14 protein-coding genes are annotated in these 20,424 nt (G+C 35.1%); 5 read left to right on the top strand and 9 right to left on the bottom strand.

What is annotated here, in order from left to right:
- Positions 1-984: 984 nt before the first annotated feature.
- Both ACP6PL_RS04100 and ACP6PL_RS04095 read left to right on the top strand, forming a co-directional pair.
- Positions 985-1,632 carry a histidine phosphatase family protein gene (locus tag ACP6PL_RS04100; RefSeq protein ID WP_426542852.1) on the top strand — a complete coding sequence of 216 codons (648 nt, stop codon included), beginning with the start codon at positions 985-987 and terminating at the stop codon, positions 1,630-1,632.
- 206 nt (positions 1,633-1,838) lie between these two features.
- Positions 1,839-2,600 carry a YebC/PmpR family DNA-binding transcriptional regulator gene (locus ACP6PL_RS04095; RefSeq protein ID WP_426542819.1) on the top strand — a complete coding sequence of 254 codons (762 nt, stop codon included), beginning with the start codon at positions 1,839-1,841 and terminating at the stop codon, positions 2,598-2,600.
- A 197-nt stretch (positions 2,601-2,797) separates the two neighbouring features.
- On the opposite strand, the gene ACP6PL_RS04090 is transcribed toward ACP6PL_RS04095, so the two are convergent.
- Positions 2,798-3,283: an acyl-CoA thioesterase gene (locus ACP6PL_RS04090; RefSeq protein WP_426542817.1), complete on the bottom strand. Its 486-nt coding sequence runs from the start codon at positions 3,281-3,283 to the stop codon at positions 2,798-2,800.
- Positions 3,284-3,389: 106 nt separating this feature from the next.
- Between ACP6PL_RS04090 and ACP6PL_RS04085 the strand changes: the two genes are divergently transcribed.
- Positions 3,390-4,235 carry a universal stress protein gene (locus tag ACP6PL_RS04085; protein ID WP_426542815.1) on the top strand — a complete coding sequence of 282 codons (846 nt, stop codon included), beginning with the start codon at positions 3,390-3,392 and terminating at the stop codon, positions 4,233-4,235.
- A gap of 195 nt (positions 4,236-4,430) precedes the next feature.
- Here the strand turns inward: ACP6PL_RS04085 and psbM are convergent, their stop codons facing one another.
- The 6 genes from psbM to ACP6PL_RS04055 form a co-directional block, all read right to left on the bottom strand.
- Complete coding sequence (gene psbM / locus ACP6PL_RS04080) at positions 4,431-4,535, bottom strand: photosystem II reaction center protein PsbM (RefSeq protein WP_094672641.1); 105 nt, start codon at positions 4,533-4,535, stop codon at positions 4,431-4,433.
- A gap of 43 nt (positions 4,536-4,578) precedes the next feature.
- The gene (locus ACP6PL_RS04075) at positions 4,579-4,884 is read right to left on the bottom strand and encodes a 2Fe-2S iron-sulfur cluster-binding protein (protein ID WP_426542813.1); all 306 of its coding nucleotides are present in this window, start codon (positions 4,882-4,884) and stop codon (positions 4,579-4,581) included.
- Between the two features lie 398 nt (positions 4,885-5,282).
- A complete protein-coding gene (locus tag ACP6PL_RS04070) occupies positions 5,283-8,588 on the bottom strand; it encodes a TolC family protein (protein ID WP_426542811.1) in 3,306 nt (1,101 codons plus the stop codon).
- A 149-nt stretch (positions 8,589-8,737) separates the two neighbouring features.
- The gene (locus tag ACP6PL_RS04065; RefSeq protein ID WP_426542809.1) at positions 8,738-10,081 is read right to left on the bottom strand and encodes a TIGR03279 family radical SAM protein; all 1,344 of its coding nucleotides are present in this window, start codon (positions 10,079-10,081) and stop codon (positions 8,738-8,740) included.
- A gap of 87 nt (positions 10,082-10,168) precedes the next feature.
- Entirely contained in the window at positions 10,169-10,360 is a 192-nt protein-coding gene (locus tag ACP6PL_RS04060; RefSeq protein WP_426542807.1) for a hypothetical protein, read from the bottom strand.
- 206 nt (positions 10,361-10,566) lie between these two features.
- Complete coding sequence (locus tag ACP6PL_RS04055) at positions 10,567-14,733, bottom strand: NACHT domain-containing protein (RefSeq protein WP_426542805.1); 4,167 nt, start codon at positions 14,731-14,733, stop codon at positions 10,567-10,569.
- 242 nt (positions 14,734-14,975) lie between these two features.
- Here ACP6PL_RS04055 and ACP6PL_RS04050 point away from each other — a divergent pair, with 242 nt between their 5' ends.
- Positions 14,976-15,197, top strand: a complete 222-nt coding sequence (locus ACP6PL_RS04050) for a hypothetical protein (RefSeq protein ID WP_426542803.1) — start codon at positions 14,976-14,978, stop codon at positions 15,195-15,197.
- A 486-nt stretch (positions 15,198-15,683) separates the two neighbouring features.
- Here ACP6PL_RS04050 and fusA read toward each other — a convergent pair whose 3' ends face one another.
- Positions 15,684-17,777 (bottom strand): elongation factor G, encoded by a 2,094-nt coding sequence (gene fusA, locus ACP6PL_RS04045; RefSeq protein ID WP_426542801.1) that lies wholly within the window; start codon positions 17,775-17,777, stop codon positions 15,684-15,686.
- A 567-nt stretch (positions 17,778-18,344) separates the two neighbouring features.
- Positions 18,345-19,628, bottom strand: a complete 1,284-nt coding sequence (urtA, locus tag ACP6PL_RS04040) for an urea ABC transporter substrate-binding protein (RefSeq protein ID WP_426542799.1) — start codon at positions 19,626-19,628, stop codon at positions 18,345-18,347.
- Between the two features lie 344 nt (positions 19,629-19,972).
- Between urtA and ACP6PL_RS04035 the strand changes: the two genes are divergently transcribed.
- Complete coding sequence (locus ACP6PL_RS04035; protein ID WP_426542797.1) at positions 19,973-20,413, top strand: hypothetical protein; 441 nt, start codon at positions 19,973-19,975, stop codon at positions 20,411-20,413.
- Positions 20,414-20,424: the final 11 nt, after the last annotated feature.

The raw sequence follows: 20,424 nt of genomic DNA, 5'->3' as shown, positions 1-20,424 counted from the left end.
ATTTTTTTATTTATCTATACCTTATATACTAACAGCGATTTCCGTAATTTTATATAAAGATTTGGTAAAGATAGTCAGTAGTTTGATGAATTTTTGGTAAAGCCACAGCAAATTCGTTAAACCATAATAGCCAGAGACCAAAAAAAATAGCCCCCTCTTCTAGAGGAAGCCTAAGCTAAATTACAACACACAAACCAATACAATAAATAATTAAATATATTCCGTGAAGACTTAATTTTTTTATTTATCTATACCTTATATACTAACAGCGATTTCCGTAATTTTATATGAATATTTGGTAAAGATAGTCAGTAATTTGATGAAGTTTTGGTAAACGTACAGGGTATTTGTGGCCATTTGGATCATAATTTAGGTCTCTGAGATGTCCTAATTGCTATATATTAAATCAGTAATCTCCACCAACAAATTTGCTACATCATAAATCATAGTCATAGCAAAAAAAAACAGCTCCCCTCTTTGAGAGGAAGCCTTAGCTAAATTACAACACACAAACCAATACAATAAATAATTAAATATATTCTGTGAAGACTTAATTTTTTTATTTATCTATACCTTATATACTAACAGCGATTTCCGTAATTTTATATAAAGATTTGGTAAAGATAGTCAGTAGTTTGATGAAGTTTCGGTAAAGGTACAGCAAATTCGCCAAATCATAATAATCATAGCAAAAAAAAACAGCCTCCCTCTTCTAGAGGAAGCCTGAGCTAAATTACAACACACAAAACAATACAATAAATAATTAAATATATTCGGTGAAGACTTAATTTTTTTATTTATCTATACTTCATATACTAGCAGCTATTATCATGATTTTATATAAAGATTTGGTAAAGATAATCAGTAGTTTAATAAATTTTTGGTAAAGGGATAGCATATTTTATGGCCATTTTTTGGGAATTCACTTCTCTAGGATGTCCTAATTGCTATATATTAAGGTGGCAATCTGCAACAGATGAATTTATGTCCCAACAAACAATATGGATCGCAAGGCACGGAAACCGCATCGACTTTGTTAATCCTGAATGGTTTAATACTGCGGAAAGACCATACGATCCCCATCTTTCAGACGATGGAATCTTTCAAGCACAACAACTAGCAAAGCGTTTAATCGGGGAAAATATCACCCAGATTTTTGCCTCTCCCTTTCTGCGAACTGTACAAACTGCCAATGAAGTAGCAGAAGTTCTTAATTTACCCATTAAATTAGATTGGGGTTTGTGTGAATGGTTGAATCCAGAATGGATGCCTGCTATGCCAGAAACTCTATGTCTAGAAACTATGGCCAAAACTTATAGTAGAATCGATCTTTCTTACAATGCAGGTACTCCTCAATATCCAGAAACCTGGAAAGCTTGTATGAAGAGAAGTGGAGAAGTTTCTCAGCGTTTGGTGGCACAGTTTCCCACAGAAAATATTTTATTGATAGGACATGGTGCTTCAGTTATTGGTACTGCTGCGGGATTAGTTGGTGAAATTGCTGAGAATGGAGTTAAGGCTTCTCTTTGTTGTTTAGTGAAAATTGTCGGTAAAGAAGAACAATGGGTAATGGAATTAGATGGGGATACTTCTCATCTAGAGAATAAAGAAACTACTGTCAGGTTTGTTTAAACCCCAACCCAATTGAAAAAAAGTGTAATAAGTTTTGAGTGGTATTTTATCAGTTATCAACCTGTTAGGGGGTTGATTTCAAAGCACACAATCAAAAGCAGTAATATATTACTGTATAACAATTTAGTAACTATTTAATAGGTTTTTTTGCCTGTGAATAGTTATCAGAATTGCTGAAGTGAGGATGTATTTTTTAATTTGATTTTATGGCAGGACATAGTAAGTGGGCAAATATTAAACGCCAAAAAGCAAGAGTTGATGCTGTTAAAGGCAAAGTTTTCGCTAAAGTATCTCGGCAAATTATTGTTGCTGCTCGTAGTGGTGCTGACCCCGCTGGTAATTTTCAGTTACGCACGGCTATAGATAAGGCAAAAGAAGCAGGTATTCCTAATGATAATATTGAACGGGCGATCGCTAAAGGTTCAGGGCAGTTAAATGATGGAAGTCAACTGGAGGAGATTCGTTATGAGGGTTATGGTGCCGGAGGTATAGCGATTCTAATTGAAGCACTAACAGATAATCGTAACCGCACAGCGGCAGACCTGAGAAGTGCGTTTACTAAAAATTCGGGTAATTTAGGTGAGACTGGTTGTGTCAGTTGGATGTTTGACCACAAGGGTGTGGTGACTATTAAGGGGTCTGTTGATGAAGATGAATTATTGGAAGCATCTGTGGAAGGGGAAGCAGAATATTATGAAATGATTTCGGAAGATGATTTTCACGGTGCAGAGGTATTTACTGAAACTACTAATTTGGAAAATCTCACTCAGGTATTACGAAAAAAAGGTTTTGATGTCGATGAGGTAGAGTTTCGGTGGATTTCTAGTAATACTGTTGAGGTGAGCGATCCAGATCAAGCGCGATCGCTCCTCAAGTTAATGAATGCTCTTGATGACCTGGATGATGTACAGAATGTCACAGCTAATTTTGATATAGCAAATGAGCTTGTTTCTGCTGTTTTAGTTTAGATTACACCTGCCATTATTTCCCAGGCAATTTGTCTGGGAATTATAGTTCAATAAAAGTATCTTTCTAGATGAATAATAATCATAAATATTAGACATCTCCAGAAAAGAGGGAACAGGGGGGAGTAATTGATCATTATATGGATAAGAATTGATTCTATTTTTTATTTTTGGAGATGTCTAATAGTTAATAACAAAAATTATGTCGAAAGCTTTGTCAAAATTGCTTCTATAGGTGGAGGTAAACGACGCATAATTTTCCCTTTCTCTTTGTCAACAGTTACTAATGTAACTTTTGCAGTAACATATAATTCTTTACCATCCAAAGATTGAATTTGGTAATCCCAATCCAACTTTACCCCTTGAATATTTACCATACGGCTCTTGACCATAACTACCATACCCAACTTTACAGGTTTATGGTAACGTGCCGAAAGTTCGACTACCGGTAAATCACAACCAAGATTAACCAACTCAGCAAATTCAATACCAATAGAACGCAAACTTTCGACTCGCGCCTCCTCCATCCAGGAAATATAAGTTCCATGCCAAACAATACCAGCATAGTCTGTATGATGGGGATGAACCCTAACTACATATTCAAACCAGACTTCCGGTTTTTGAATAGATTGACTTTCAATTGCACTTGTAGGTAACTGAGGTTGAGATTGTTCTGATGAGGCCACTTTACAAAAATTTCTAAAACTCTACATTTCTAAAACTTACCATTGCCATTAGGGATTTATGCTAGTTTACAAGACTATTATTATCTGATTCGCTTAACTTTAAGATATGATAAACAAAATTTTGGTAGCAGTTGCTGGTCGGGGACTATGTGAACAGATGCTCAATATGTTGATGGAGATTCCCTATTTTCAAGCAGCATCTGTGACTGTATTGCACGTTGTACCCCCTCAAGCAAGTGCAGAAGGTATGTCCGCGAAGTTAGAAACAGGTGGGAAAATTCTGGCAGAGGCCGTGGAGTCTTTAAAGGTAGATCCAAAAAAAGTTAATCCTCGACTTAAGCAAGGAGACCCTAAAGATATTGTTTGTCAAGTGGCTGATGAAGAAGAATCTGAACTCATTATTATGGGTTCTCGAGGATTGGGTAAATTGCAAGCCATTCTGGAAAATTCCGTTAGTCAATATGTTTTCCAGTTAACTTCCCATCCGATGCTACTGGTAAAAGATGATGTCTATGTCAAAAAAATCAGGCGTGTAATGGTCGCCCTAGACCCATCAAAAGAAGGGAAAAATTCTCTAAACATGAGTATTTCCTTAGTGAATCAAATTCCTGGGGGAGAATTAATTTTGAGTCATTTGAAGAAGGATGTCAGTGGAAAATCAAGTCAAGATTATACTGCTGATGCCGAAAAAGATCCAGTTATAGCTGAAGCTTTAAAAGAAGCGAAAACAAAGGGTATTCAAAAATATCGCTGTGTGAGTGGCAGTGGTAAACCTGGGCCAGAAATTTGTAAAATTTCCCAGGAATTGAATGCGGATCTATTAATATTGGGTTCTCCCGATCGCCGTCCATCAAGTGCTAAGAGTCTTGTAGACCTCGATAGACTATTAGGAAGTTCTTTATCAGATTATGTACGGGTTTATGCGAATTGTCCTGTATTGTTGGTCCGCTAAAGAGCGCTACCCACAAGTCAAAAGTTAAAAGTCATTTCTGACCCAAAAATTAGGTCTTCTGCCCCTTTTAAGGCGTAAAAAAATAAACTTCAGTATTTCAAGCCTGTGATTTCATTTAGAGGTACTGATAACTGATAAAAGTAGGAGCGTAACATAAAAATTCCGCTCCTACTTTTTTTGGGAAATGCTAAATTTTTAGCTTTCGTTGTTGCCAGTTTGAATATACAAAATGATTAAAAAAACAGCTGGCACAAATATGAACAAAATGGTTGCTACAAACCCTAAATTATTAACTTCCATGATTACCCACCTTGAGTTTAAATACCACAAAACAAGAATATCATTATTTGCGTTTTGGTTTTGTTTTGACAACCACAGGACCATTAACTAGGGTCTGACAAGCTAATCTACAATTGGGGGACCTCTTTTTCAACTTTTTTTCTTCCACGGGAGTACGGGGTGAAAGATTTTCTATACCTTCAACAATTTCTACTACACAGGTACCACATTGTCCATAGCCACCACAATTCATCATTTTGGCTGTAAAGGTATAAAGGTCAATACGATTTTCTAGAGCTTTGAGCCTTAAGTTGGCTCCATCAGCAGCAATTACTTCCTGATTTTCGTTTTCAAACTTAATGTTGGCCATGATGAATTATTAATTTATTGTAATAAAATATTAACTAATATTAAGGACTTTAACTTACTGCCCTGGTTTACACAACCTTAAACTATAGGAAAAATATTAGTGTAGTGGGGGAGTGAGGGAGCGGGGGAGCAGGGATCAGCGGAGCAGGGGAGCAGGGGAGAATTTCCCACCCTAAACCCCAAGATTATCCCCAAATTTATCTCAAAATTATTTTGAGGATAATCTGTGATTTTTCATAAATTCCGTTGATTTGACCAAGATTATGCAGGGAGCTTTTCCCTGCCTCCAACCCGAAAAATCCTCCGTTTTTCCTAACTTTTCCCCAAATTCCGGTAATGATGTCCCCAATTCTCATAAATAATCAATTATTTATTTGACGAATGAAACAGCCCTGCCCTCTAAGGAGCAGCTGACAAGTTCTCACCAGGAAGATTACTAACAGATCGTTGTAGTTCTGACAAAGAGCGATTATAGTCAATAATTGCAGTTAACAAATTATCCTCAGCTCTAGTCAAATCTGTTTCCTGTTGAATAACTTCTAACTGAGTTCCCACACCAGCTTGAAATCGTAATCTCGCCAAACGTAAAGCTTCCTTAGCCTGTTCCACACCCAACTCAGCAGTAGAAATATTTTCAAAGCTAGCTTCCAAACCAAAGAAAGATTCCTCCACTTCCCGACGAATCTGATTTCTAACTTGCTCAAACCTAGTTTCTGCAATCTGTCCATCTATTATACTTTGTCTGGCAGCAGCCCTTGCTGCACCACCATCAAAGAAATTCCATCTAAACCTTAATCCTATTGTACTACCATCAGCCCAACCCCTAGCTGCTCGAAAATCCTGGTTCTCAGTAGTTAATGCAAGGACATTGTAAGTAGCAAAAAAGTTCAAGTTTGGTCTGACTGCAGAGAGAGCTAATTTTCGCTGCTCATCACTTAAGTCTCTTTGCACCAACTGCTGTTCTAATTCGGCTCGATTCTGAAAAGCTGCCACAATTGTTTCATCCAAAGATAGAAGCCAAGATCCTGCTGGCTCAATTGGATCGGCAGCCGTCAAATTGATCAACTCATTGGCACTTAATCTTTCTGCTAAACGACGTTGGGAAGTACGTTGGTCTCGAAGTGCATTTGTCAGGTTTTGTTGTTCATTGGATAATGTTACCTGAGCTTGCAACACATCAAATCTAGTTCCTACTCCTGCTCTTTCTAAAGCTTCTGCATCTTCCAAACTTTTACGAGCATTTTTAACAGCAGCTTCTCCAATTCTGACTCGTCCATCTGCTTGTTGTAAATTATAGTAATCATCAGATACATCCAAGCGCAATTGTTCTGAAACCCTCTCTAGTTCTAACTCCTGTAGACGCATTTGTTCTCTAGCAACTCCAATCCTGGAAGAACGAGCTTTACCAAGACCAAGGTCATAATCAAATTGAAATATATTATCAAAAGTTGTGGTAGGGAAATTTTGAATGTCAGTGTCTTGGACTTCCTGTCCTAGTGATTCAGCTCGCCGTTGATTAGCTTTTCCTTGCAAATCACCAATAGCACTTTCTGTACGTTGTATAGTTGAGTCAAAAGTAAGGCTAGGCCACAAAGCAGCTTGAGCTTCTCGCAGACTCGCTTTAGTTCTCTCAACTTCTAGTTGAGAAACTTGGATTTCTGGGTTATTACGTCGGGCTAAATCAATAGCTTGCTCTAAAGTAATTGGTATTGTTTCTTTTATCTGCACTTCATCAGGAGAAATGGGAAAGTTTAGTGGGTTAGAATTTGGTTCAATTTGAGGTGGAGGATTTGTTTGTAAGGTTCCATTTGGCACTGGTGGAGGAAAACTTTCACTATTTTGTTGAGCAATAATTAAGCTACTATTATTTGATGAATGTTTTTGATTCTCAACCCTGGCTAAATTAGGAACAGTATTCATAGTTGAAGTTGGATTGAGACCTGTCATTATTTGAACAGAATTTTGCTGTTTTGAAGTATTACCAAAAGTAGGTGGACGCTGAATAGTTGATACTATGCTTTGATTGGTTCTCCCTGGTAATCTAATTGGATAATTGTTACGTTTTTGCGGATTATTTAATACGGATGCCTGGGTTTCAATCTGAGATAAATCATTAATTGTTGCCATCGTCGGGGCACGATTGATACTGGTCATTACTTGGTAAGAGTTTCCTAGGATTGGATTTCTTTCGTTTTTTTGATTCTGATTTTCTGGTGTTGATGACTTTAAGTTTGTCTGGATTTTTGCTGTTTCAATTTGATGATTTTCTGTTTCCGATTTCGACTCTAGCAAATTTAATAAACTAGAATTAGATTTGCCGATGTCTGCTAATTTTTTCGAGTCGGAATTGAATTTTTCACTATCTTTATCCCCCAGAATAATTGATTGTTTAAAGCTAGTTTCTACTGGTGGATTAATTTGAGTTTCTATCTGAGAATTTTCCGATTTCGACTCTAGCAAATTTAATAAACTAGAATTAGATTTATTGCTGAGATCTGCTAATTTTTTTGAATCGGGATTGAATTTTTCACTATCTTTATCCCCCAGAATAATTGATTGTTTAAAGCTAGTTTCTACTGGTGGATTAATTTGAGTTTCTATCTGAGAATTTTCCGATTTCGACTCTAGCAAATTTAATAAACTAGAATTAGATTTATTGCTGAGATCTGCTAATTTTTTTGAATCGGGATTGAATTTTTCACTATCTTTATCCCCCAGAATAATTGATTGTTTAAAGCTAGTTTCTACTGGTGGATTAATTTGAGTTTCTATCTGAGAATTTTCCGATTTCGACTCTAGCAAATTTAATAAACTAGAATTAGATTTATTGCTGAGATCTGCTAATTTTTTTGAATCGGGATTGAATTTTTCACTATCTTTATCCCCCAGAATAATTGATTGTTTAAAGCTAGTTTCTATTGGTGGATTAATTTTAGTTTCTACCTGAGAATTTTCCGACTTTGACTCTAGCAAATTTAATAAACTAGAATTAGATTTGTTGCTGAGGTCTGCTAATTTTTTTGAATCGGGATTGAATTTTTGACTATCTTTATCCCCCAGAATAATTGATTGTTTAAAGCTAGTTTCTACTGGTGGATTAATTTCTGTTTCTACCTGAGAATTTTCCGATTTCGACTCTAGTAAGTCTAATAAACTGCCATCAGATTTGCCTAATTCTGATAAAATTTTTGACTCTGTTCTAAATTTTTGATTCTTGTTAGCTGCAAAACTAGGATTAATACTTTGTTTAAATTGTAAATCTGAAGGAGAAATATTTTCTTCTTTTCTATGAGATTTTAATTCTACTAATAAACTACCTGTATTTTTATATATATTTTCGAGTTTTTTTAATGCGGAAATTATCTCTTTATTAGCTTTTGACTCAGGTAGTTGTTTATTGATATTCACTTCTGAGTTTCTGTTTGATGGTACTTTTGTACCAAAAGAATTTAACTTTAACTTTTCTAATAAACTACCTTGAGGTCTCAGTTGAGTAACTTTCTCCAAAGAGTTAATATCTGACTTTACTCCTTGAGTTTCTTTCACTTCAACAGATTTTTCTTTGACCTCTCCTGGGTCTAAAATCGAATTTTCAGGAGTATTACTTTGGGAATGCATAGGTAGTGGGGCTGAAGACCCCTGGCCTGCATTTGAAATAACTGCTCCAATCACTCCTACTACTACAATATTACGAAAAACACTCATGGATTTTTTTATTAGTCTCCAAGTCCAACAGATATTTTAAACTAATGGGTTTATTGCTTTACTAAAATCAAAGGTGAAAAGTTAAATTAATTAGTTAATTAGTGAAAAATTAGGGATTTTCCTATAACCTTAACTTCTTGTTTGTTAACTCAGCGATCGCCGATAGCAGCTAATATTAGTTCTTCTACTCCGGCAACTGGCCAAATATTTGTCTTGAGTTGGGCTGCTAACTCTTCAAGGGTCATATCATCTAAAAATAGATTATCCCCTTGTTTGAGCATTACCGAAGGTAACAAAATTCCTTCTCCTAAGTCTCGTCCCTGCAAGCCTTCTAACAAGTCTTGGCCTGTTAATAGTCCAGTTACAGTGATCTCTTGTCCCCAATAATTGCTAGATAAGGCTACCATATTTACTTCCAATCCTTCAATTTGATTTAGTTGATTGGCGATCGCTACAAATGCTTTCTCAACTGCATTCCCTACTACCCAAGTTAATTTTCTTTGGGTGCTTAAGCAAATGTCTTGTTCTAAAATTTCTTTGACATAAGTTTCAAATTGTGATATGAACTGACGGATTGAACCAACACCATTGCCAATTTGAGGATAATCTTCATATTCTGAAGCAGGGGGCAATTCTCGACGGCCAATTAAAAACCATTCGTCAGCTAACCAGATACAATTAGTCCCAGATTTTTGTCTGAGTTTGGTCTGAATTTCCTGTACTTGGTCTATGACTTCTTCTGCTTTTGCCGTAGTGACGGGTATTAGTTCATCTTCTGTAGGGCGAAAACGAGTCAACCCCGCTGGTACAACTGCTACGGATGCTACTGCAGGTATTTCCCCAGTATGAAATTTTGCCAAATCTAATAATGTACGTTCCAGATGAATGCCATCATTAATTCCTGGGCAAACTACAACTTGAGCGTGTATTTGCAGTCGTCGCTCTTGAAACCAGTGAATTTGTTCGAGTATTTTACCAGCGCGGGAGTTTTTCAAGAGGCGCGATCGTAATTCCGGTTCGGTAGCATGAACAGAAACATAGAGAGGCGAAAGTCGCATTTGTTCAATTCTTTCCCATTCCCGTTGTGTGAGGTTAGTCAGAGTTAGGTAGGAACCGTAGAGGAAACTAAGACGATAGTCATCATCTTTTAAATATAGAGTGTCTCGTTTACCTGGTGGTTGTTGATCGATGAAGCAAAACGGACAACGGTTGTTACATTGAATTAGACCATCAAAAAGGGCACTAGAAAATTCTAACCCCAGGTCTTCGTCGTAGTCTTTTTCTATTTCAATATTGTGGGTTTTACCTTTAGCGTCGATGACTTCTATTTCTAGGTATTCGTCAGCGCAAATATATTGATAGTCGATCAGGTCTCGTGGTTTTTGTCCATTGATAGAGGCGATCGTATCTCCAGGTTCAAAACCAATTTCGGCAGCGATCGAGTCGGGTATTACTTTAGTTATTAGAGCAGGTTTGATAGAAGTTTTAGTCATTTTATGAAGGAAGAAGGAAAAAAAATTTAGTTATCTATAGAAATCGTAAATGATTTATGAAAAAACTATAGGGGTTTGGTCTCCAATTTAAGAAATTATACTAGCTGTTAATATTCCCATAATTAGATTAATTTGATTCAGGTAATATTCGGTTAAATCTATAATAATATTTTCCCCTTCTAATTTCAAGAATCGCCAGTTATTTCCTGATGTAATGGCTCCATAAATTGTGCTGATATTGTTGCCTTCTTTTTGGTTAAATATTCTAGCAGCTATCATTTCTGCTATACATTGACCTAATCCTAAATTGAGATTTTCTTTCTTAGCTTCAACAGCAGTATTGCATATATAAATAACTAATTTTATTACATATATATAATAGCAGTATTAAGTATAGGATTATTTTTGAGAAATGATATAAGTTATTAAATTTTTAGCAGTTACAAGTTAGATTAAAGAATGAATAATAGTATTGGTTAATAAGCTTAACTATTACCAACAATTTCAAGGTATCGTTCCATTGCTATTCTTAATACTAAACTACTATAAACAGCAGGTTTTCTCAAAATCTCTTCTAGTAATGTACGCCACATCAAATGCTTTTCTGAATCTATTGGAATTTCCTTGAGAAACTTATTCCAAGCTTCTTCTTCTGCTTCTGTTTTTGGGTTTTGTAAATTATTCCAAATCAAATTTTGATATTGCTTCTCTTCAATACGATAATCTGACAAAGATAGAAGTTTTATACCAACTAAACGATTTTTCGTATCTTCTTCGTAAATAAACTCTATTCCTAAACTGAAATCTATAGGAATATCTGAAAACAATTTTCTTTCTTTTTCCCTTGAAAAATAAGGTGAATCTCTTATTACATTGAAAATCAATGTACTACCAGCACGAACTAATTTATTGCTATGAGTCAGCAATGATGTAAATCGAGAAATATATTCTTCATCAGGTCGAATAAAAAATTCATATATCTCTACTATGCGTCCTTTCATTGGATTATCTAGTGGTTGATATATGTCTACTGTGATTAGTTTATCTAGTGACAATTTAGTAAACAAATTAGGTGCTAAATCTAAAATGCTAGGATCATATTCAAGCAGCTTTAGGAATAAAGCTATCCCTAAACCAGCAGGAGGAAAAGAGTAAGATTCAGAATACTTCTCAAGAAATAATTCAAGAATTTGACGTCCATAGTCTATAACTTCTAAAGAAGATGACCAAATACCTTCAAATACATATTTGATCCCGAAATAGTCATATAGCTTTTTTCTGTTTTGTATTGCTTGTTTAATAGTAGTTAGCATTTTTATTAGTTGCTCTGGAGCATATTCTAGTCCTGAATACATTGAGCCTAATGTGAGATATGTTCCTACTAATTCATCCAGTTTAACTCCTATTTTTCTAGCAGTATAAATTAGTTTTAGTTGAGGAAAAAACTCATCTAATCCTATTGATGTTTGTAAGGCAATAACAAATCGTTGTTTGTCTTGATCATCAGCTTTATCTAAAAATTCTCTAATTCCTTTCTCTATTTCTTTAGCAATAGATATTTGAGTAGAGGCATCCAAATAATCTAAAGAATTGGCGAATGTACCTTGTTGATTAGTCTTTGCTTCGATTGCTAAGGTTAATAGAGGCCAAGAATATTTTAGACCTGAAATAGACAATAATTCATCAAAATAGTCTGGTAAAGTTGGATTATCGTTGAGAAAATTCCCAAATAACTCTATATTTTTTTTCTCTGGTTGATTAAACGACCAAAAAAACATCCAAAGGGTTAGCTTGAGTGGTAAAATCAAATCATTATTTTCTAATAGTTGAGCAACGCTATCTATTGTGTCACTAGGAATATCTGAAGTGTATGAAGTATTAATTGGTTCGATTAATATATCAAATTTATCGGGTAAACCATAAAGAGCATCGACTTCAAGATCTAAATGCAAATAATATTTATCTATTATTTGCATTATTTGCAAAACTTTTAACAATAAAATTAATTGGTCTGCCAATGTTTGAGGTTGTGTAAATTCCCAGTTTAATTCTTTTGAATAATCAAAATGACAATAATGTGAATAAAGTTCCCAATTTTTAATCATTACCTCTGCAAGTTCTTGAGCTTGACTTTTAGAAAGTGACCAGCACTTTAATAGTTCATTGTCGTTACCTGTAAACAAAAATTTTTTAACTACTATATCTTTATTCTCTATCCAGTATGACCAATAATTTTCTAAACGTTTTGCTATCCATGGAGGGTCAGATATATCTAATAAAGCAATGTTGAAAGCAGATAAAATTAGGTTCTTTTTTTCAGTCTCAAAAAGTTGATCTACTTTTTCTTTGAGAAAATCTTCTTGTGGAAAATATTCACCATAAATATTCAACGCATTTTCCCAACAACTCTCTGGAAAATTTTTACCGTTAAATTTACTTTCTAAAATTCTCCGTAAAAGATCATTTTTATCTGATTGAGATAGCTGTTTTGTATAATAAATTAGCTGAGAAACTTGCTTGCGTGTAAGTCCTGTATCTAAAACTTCTAAACCATAATCAATTAAATCATATTGGATATTACGATATTGTGATTTACTTAAAGAACCATCAGCTACTACCTCTAAAGCAAACCAAGCACCAGGTCTTAAAAAATGATTTTGATTATTATTTTTATCTTCTACAGGTCGGTCTAGGGGACGGCAAACTTCTCTCAAAATTTTCTCAGATTCTTCTCCTAATTCTCTAACAATTCTACCAGCTAAAAATAAGGAAACATATCGCCAATGTTCTGAATCAATTGCTGCAATTTTTTCCCTCAAATTCTCAAATCGATCGCCATTTTTGAATAAATAGACAGCAGCAAAAAACTCTTGAAAAGACCTAAGTTCAAAACCAAATAGTCCTGGTTGTGGTTCAACAATCAAAACCAATCTATCTTTAGCATCTTTCACAAATTCCCGGACTTTATTATTAATGTCTTCATCGGGTGAATAGTCGTCGTTTTTTCGTAATACTTTCTTAATTGCTGCTCTAAATTCATCTTCTGGTAAAAGAGACTGAACATTAATATTAGAACTATCAGAACTATTAGAAGCAGCACGATAATGTAACAAATAACCCAAGTAAGAATGAACATTAAGCAGAATTTGGTCATCACTCTTAATTAAGTCTTTGTCCTTACTTTTTTCTCGCTTTAGTATGGTTCTCCAGTATTCATCAAATAAAGTTTCTCTTTCCCCTGGAGGTCTGCCACCATTTTTAATAATCAGTAAAATAATAGTTACTTGCAAGGGAGTTGTTAACAATCTAGAAATTCTCTCATCGTCCTCACATTCTTTGAGTGTATCAATTATTCTTGTTTGTTCTCCATCAAGAATTTCTCTAGTTTTTACCCATTTTTGAGCATATTCTGTTCTCTGTTCCTTTTCCAGTGGCAAGAATTCCAAATGAGGAAATATTTCAGGATTGAACTGTTGTTTATACATATTAGGACGAGAAGTCACTACTACTTTTAAATCAACTTTTATATTTTCTGCCCAGTATAAAAAAGTATGAATTTCTTCAAGCATTTGTTGTTGTAAACGAGCATCTGAAATTTCATCTAATCCATCTAAAATTAAGAGGCATTCTTTCTGTTCAAAAATATCTTGTACTGTAGCAGCAGATATTTCTTCTAGTCTCTTTGTGATATTACCCATTTCTGTAGCTAGGTAATTTTCTAAACTAGAAGATTCATTTCTATCTCTATCTGATAACCATTGAGCAAAATATTTTAAGACTACTCGAAAGGGAATGCGTTTAACTTTTATATTTTCGGTAAATTCATATTCTGTATTTAGATATTTCGCTCTATGTACTTGAGCTAGTTGTTGCCCTAAAGTAGATTTACCTTGACCAGGACCGCCAATAATTACAACCTTATTGTACTTTTTTTCTTCTTTTGTGAAATATTCCATAGCTGGAACATAATTTTTGTCTCTGAATAAATCATCTTCACCTGTGAATATTTTCCTAACTTCAGTAGTTACTTTATCCCACGGTTTAAGAAAAAGATCGATAAATACTCTTTGGAGATAAGTACGTTCTTCATCTCTTCCTGAATCACCTGCCTGATCTAATTCTGCAAATCTATCCTTTCTAAATGATTGAGAAAGATAAGTTGTAATATTTCTTTCCAGAATAGGGTCTAATTCTCTATTTTTGATATCAATTTGTTGTTTTTGATTATTATAATTAGGGTTTTTAGTTTGGTTTTGCTTTTGGCGTTTCTGTTCCTCCCAAACGGACTCTAATTCTTTTAGGTTTTTTTGCTTTTTATCATAAAACCAAAGAGCGAATGTCAAAACTCTAGTACCTTTTCTTTGTTGACTACGTGTACTATGTTCTGTCAAAATTTTAAATTCTTTTAGGTTGCTTATAGTGTCCTGAAGATTTTCCTTTTTGAAATCAGATGATATTTCTTGATTTAATAGATCGGCAAGCTTTCTTAAATTTGTTTCTACAAATAACTTAGGGCGATCGCTATCTATATCTCTCCATTCAGTGAATAATTTGCCACGCTCATAATTAGTCTTGCTGTAATCTATTAGAAATCCGATTAATATTTTTGCTCGTTGAAGGGGTTTCTCACCCTTGTTTTTTCCTCGTGGCATAGGTTTTGTGAATTCAATTAATTCTTTTTTTAGTGGCTTGGGTTGTTTGGGTTAGTTTGTACCTACCCCAAACTTAAATTACTAATAATTTTAACGAGTTGAAAAAAGGTTTGGGTTCCCCCCAAGCTATCCTCCAACTGAATACTTTATTGTCAGGGATTTATAGCTCAATTATTGCACCCCTTGCCTTGGGGTAGTATCCACCTCTTATGGTATAAATGTAGTTTCAATAAATAACAAAAATGAATAATAGCAATTCTCAGAAACGTTTACCTAAACCTTATGCAAAACATAGCAAAAAAAATAAAACTCAAATAACTGCTTCGATTATTTTGGAAATAATTGAACTAGGAGCTGTGCTTATCACCTTATCTACTGTCACTTTATCTTTAACACTTCTACTTACTCCTGTAGCTATGTTTTGCATATTTTACAAGTATAGAATTTTTAAATTAATTAAGTAATACCAAAAGGAGATTTAGAATATGCGGATGAGGATATTGGTGCGAGCATTCGAGATGCGAGAGGAGTTATACCATTTCCCAAAAGTAATGCTATACTTAGAAACCCATAAAAATAACTAGAAAAATCACAGAGGAAAGACTAATAGGGAATATCTGCCTGCTAAAATATAGTCATATATTTCGACTTACTGAATCACAACAAAAAGCATTAGATTTATTTAGATAATTTAAGAATTCCTACAAAATTGTACCCAGTAAATGTAGGTGGAAAATTCAACATATCTCTTCTAAACCATACATTGTGCCGTTTTATCAAAGGGGAAGTTCAGCATTATTATGAAACTTGCTCTATTTCTCTTTGTCAAAAATAAAAAAATACAGGGCTGAAAATACTTAAATTCTCCGCCCTGTATTTATTCAAATTAACCTAAGCATTCAGCTTTTAGTGTAAAAATAGCTGAATGCTAATAGTTGAAAGCTAAATGCTTATTTAGCCTTAGCTTCCTGACGCTCTTTAGCTTCCTTAATTACCACTTCCGCTACATTAGACGGGCAAGGTGCATAATGGGAAAACTCCATAGAAAACTGACCTCTACCAGAAGTCATAGTCCGCAAGTCGCCAATATAACCAAACATCTCACTCAAAGGCACATCCGCCTTAATGCGAGCACCAGTTGCCGTCGAATCTTGAGACTTGATCATTCCCCGACGACGGTTAATATCTCCAATAACATCACCAACATGATCGTCAGGAGTAAATACATCAACCTTCATTATAGGCTCAAGTAGTTGAGGAGAAGCTTTAGAGAAAGACTGACGATAAGCAGCTCTCGCAGCAATTTCAAAAGCGATCGCCGAGGAGTCAACTGGGTGATAACTACCATCCGTCAATGTGAACTTCATATCCACACAAGGATAACCAGCTAACATACCCTTTTCAAAGCTACTCTCAAAGCCTTTTTGCACAGCAGGCCAAAATTCTCTGGGCACATTTCCACCAGTCACCTTTGACTCAAACTGGAAGCCATCACCTGTTTCAGAAGGCTCTATCACATAGTCAATCTTAGCAAATTGACCAGAACCACCAGATTGCTTTTTATGAGTATAGCTATCTTCAAGGCGCTTAGTAATAGATTCGCGATAAGCTACCTGTGGCTTACCAACTTCCACATCTACCCCATAAGTCCGCTTCAGAATATCAACCTTAATATCCAAATGTAATTCACCCATACCCTTGATGATGGTTTCATTACTTTCAGCATCTGTCTCAACTCTGAAAGATGGGTCTTCCTGAACCATTTTACTCAATGCCATGCCCAATTTTTCCACAGAACCTTTGTCCTTAGCTGCCACAGCAATAGAAATTACCGGGTCAGGGAACACCATCGGTTCCAAAGTAGCAGGTTGTTTGGGGTCGCAGAGAGTATGGCCAGTTTGTACATTCTTCATCCCCACAATAGCAACAATGTCCCCTGCTTGAGCAGATTCAATTTCTTCGCGGGAGTCAGCGTGCATTTCTACCAAACGTCCAACTCTTTCAGTCTTGCCTGTAAAAGTATTCAATATTGTGTCACCCTTGGACAACGTACCCGAATAGATGCGGGTAAAGGTCAAAGCACCATATTTGTCGTCCATAATCTTGAAGGCCAAAGCACGCAAAGGTTTCTCTGGGTCAACATAGGCAAATTTACCAGTCTCGTGACCCTCTAGATCAATCTCTGGTTGTGGTTTAATTTCAGTGGGGTTAGGCAAGTAATCTACAACCGCATCAAGTACCAACTGCACGCCCTTATTTTTGAAAGATGAACCACAGTAGGTGGGGAAGAAAGCCAGATCCTTAGTTCCCTTACGAATACAACGTTTGAGAGTGTCAATATCTGGCTCTTCTCCTTCCAGATATTTTTCCATTACATCATCGTCTTGCTCAATAGCAGTTTCAATCAACATTTCCCGATATTTCTCGACATCATCAGTCATATTCTCTGGAACGTCTTTAAGCTCATATTTGGTTGGGTCTCCAGAATCATCCCAGATCCAAGCCTTGCGGGTGAGTAGATCCACAACTCCCACAAATTCAGTTTCAATACCAATTGGTAATACCATTACTAATGGCTTGGCGGCGAGTATATCTTCAACTTGCTTGACAACTCTGTAGAAATCAGCTCCTGTTCGATCAAGCTTATTTACATAGATAATCCGAGAAACCTTAGAATCATTAGCATAGCGCCAGTTTGTTTCAGATTGGGGTTCTACACCACCAGAGCCACAGAATACACCTACACCACCATCAAGTACCTTGAGAGAACGATATACCTCGATTGTAAAGTCAACGTGGCCAGGGGTATCAATAATATTTAATTGGCAATCTTTCCAGAAGCAACTTGTAGCGGCAGACTGAATCGTAATACCTCGCTCTTGCTCCTGTTCCATAAAGTCTGTTGTCGCGGCACCTTCGTGGACCTCACCGATTTTATGGATTTTTCCAGTTAGTTTCAGGATTCTTTCTGTTGTGGTAGTTTTGCCCGCGTCAACGTGGGCGAAGATGCCGAAGTTGCGATATTTAGTGAGGTCTTTTGCCATATTTAACTCTCTTGTTAGATGTTACAAATTGTACTATTTTAGTATTACACATAGGGGATTAATTTGACCAAATAATTAAGGTCAATAGCCTCCCATTGGATAGGGTGAATAAAGATCAACTTCAGTATTTCAAGTCTCCAGTTTCAGTAAGTGGTACTGAGAACTGAGAACTGAGAACTGATAGGCTGGCCCCTAGCTGAGGCTGGATTTAGCCAATAATGGTTTTAAATCCTATTTTATTCCCTTAGTTATATTGCTGATTGTAAAGTATCTTGACCAAAAATTTGACCATTCTATTAGGAGTATTTGCAAGTCAAAAGTCAAAAGTCAAAAGTCAAAAGTTATGATTGAGTTTTATAATTTACCAATATCCGCGACCTAAATGTGTAGTCTTATAGCGTTATGTGCAACTCAAAAGTAATCTATGACTCGATCTCATTACCTTCTCTTGAAGTCGGGGGCTTGACACTTTATTTCTTGCTTAATATTAGTGTTACGCATTAAGGTTTTTGACATTTATAAATCCTGAAACTCTTTGAGAGTCTACTATTCCCTATTCCCTATTCCCTAGCGCGTAGCGCTATAGTTACAAATTCTACCATTAGTCTCAGGTAATAACTGATTCAATGGTTCTGGTTTAACAGTTTCCGGTGTAGAAAAAATTATTTCAAATAAACCATCATTTCTAACTTCACCAATTCTAACATATTTGGAAAGATGGTGATTATTTTCCATTTTTACCTTTCCTTCAGGTGCATTAAAAGTTTGACCTAAAGCAGCTTGACGTACTTTTTCTAAATCATTCGCTGTACCTGCTTTTTCAACTGCTTGCTTCCACAAATAAACCATTATATAAGCAGCTTCCATAGGGTCATTAATGACTCGATTATTTCCATATTTGTCTTGGAATTTTTGTATAAATTTTTGGTTTTCTGGAGTATCAACAGTCATAAAATAATTCCAGGCTGCATAATGACCAATGAGATATTCTATGCCTATTTCTTTAATTTCAGCTTCACCAATACTTACAGACATAACAGGATATTTATTAGGTCTTAAACCAGCAGCACTTAATTCTCTGAAAAATGCTATATTACTGTCACCATTTAGAGTATTGAATATCACACCACCCTTGGGTAATTTGGTTATAATTTCTGCAATAATTGCTTTAAATTCTTTACCGCCTAGAGGAATATAATTTTCTCCTAATATTTCTCCTCCAAGGTTGGCTATTTGGGCTTTAATTATAGCATTGGCTGTGCGAGGGAAAATATAGTCAGAACCAATTAAAAAAAATTTTTGACCCTTATTTTCATACAGCCATTTAATTGCAGGTTCAATCTGTTGATTTGGTGTTGCACCTGTGTAAAATATATTTTTAGAACATTCTTGACCTTCGTATTGTACAGGATACCAAAGCAAATGGTTTTGTGACTCAAATATAGGTAACACAACCTTTCTACTAGCTGATGCCCAACAACCAAATACTGTTACTACTCTATCTTCCTTGATTAATTTAGTTGCTTTTTCAGCAAATATTGGCCAATCTGAAGCTCCATCTTCTATAACTGGTTCGATTATTTTTCCTAATACACCTCCTGATTTGTTAATTTCTTCAATTGCTAATAATTCGGCATCTACGACGTTTTTTTCACTAATTGCCATTGTGCCTGTGAATGAATGTAATATACCGACTTTGATGATTTCTGGTTCATTTTTCTGGGTAAAATCAGCCGTAGTTTGTTTTGATATTAAATTTTTCTGATTCTGGCAAGCTTTGAGTAATAAAATTGAGATTATACCGATGGCGTTATTGATTAAAAATTTCCGTCTATTCAGTCGATTTACCATTACCTTTTATAAAAAGATGATTTTTTTGCTCGAGAATAATTCAAAAAAGTTATAGCACTTTTATTATGAATGAGGTACAGTATCTTTTTCTCTTCCTTAATTACTAGAAAATTAGGTTTAAAGCCTCACATTTAAAGAAAAAAAAGAAAATTGAGTATTTCAAGCTTCCTACTTCAGTAAGGGGTACTTTTAACTGATAACTAATAACTTTAAATAACCTATTCCCTAAAATCCCAAATCTGTATTTCACCAAGAGTGAGAATTTCTCGATCGAGTTATTGATAATTAAACTTTTAATTTTTATGGTTTAATATACTTATAACTATATCATTATCATTATCTATATGGAAATTGAAAATTTTATAACTTGGTTAATCTTTTTTGGATTAATAACTACCATTGGTGTTGGTGCAATGATATATGCTTATCGTGGACAAGGAAGTATTTCTGTCCTGTTTACAGAACCAATATCAATATCTTCATTAATACCACCAGAGGCAGCAGTAAACTTTCAAAAAGGATGTGAAGCTTTTCGAGTAGGAAATTATCAACAAGCTATCAATAAGTTTACTGAAGCTATACAAAATAATTCTAATATTGCTGAGGCTTATCATAATATGGGTTTAGCTTTTGCTAATTTACGTCAAGATGACGAAAGTGTAGCAAATTTATTACAGGCGGGAGGATTATATCTCCAAGAGGGAAACCAAGAAGCTATTGCTCTTGTCAAAAAAAATCTAGAGTTATTGAAGGGGAGAAAAGAGTCTAGGAAAACTGACAGTTAATTGATATGATC

The sequence above is a fragment of the Dapis purpurea BLCC-M126 genome, assembly GCF_050015975.1.
GTDB lineage: Bacteria > Cyanobacteriota > Cyanobacteriia > Cyanobacteriales > Microcoleaceae > Trichodesmium.
This window is presented reverse-complemented; position numbering and strand designations above follow the sequence as displayed.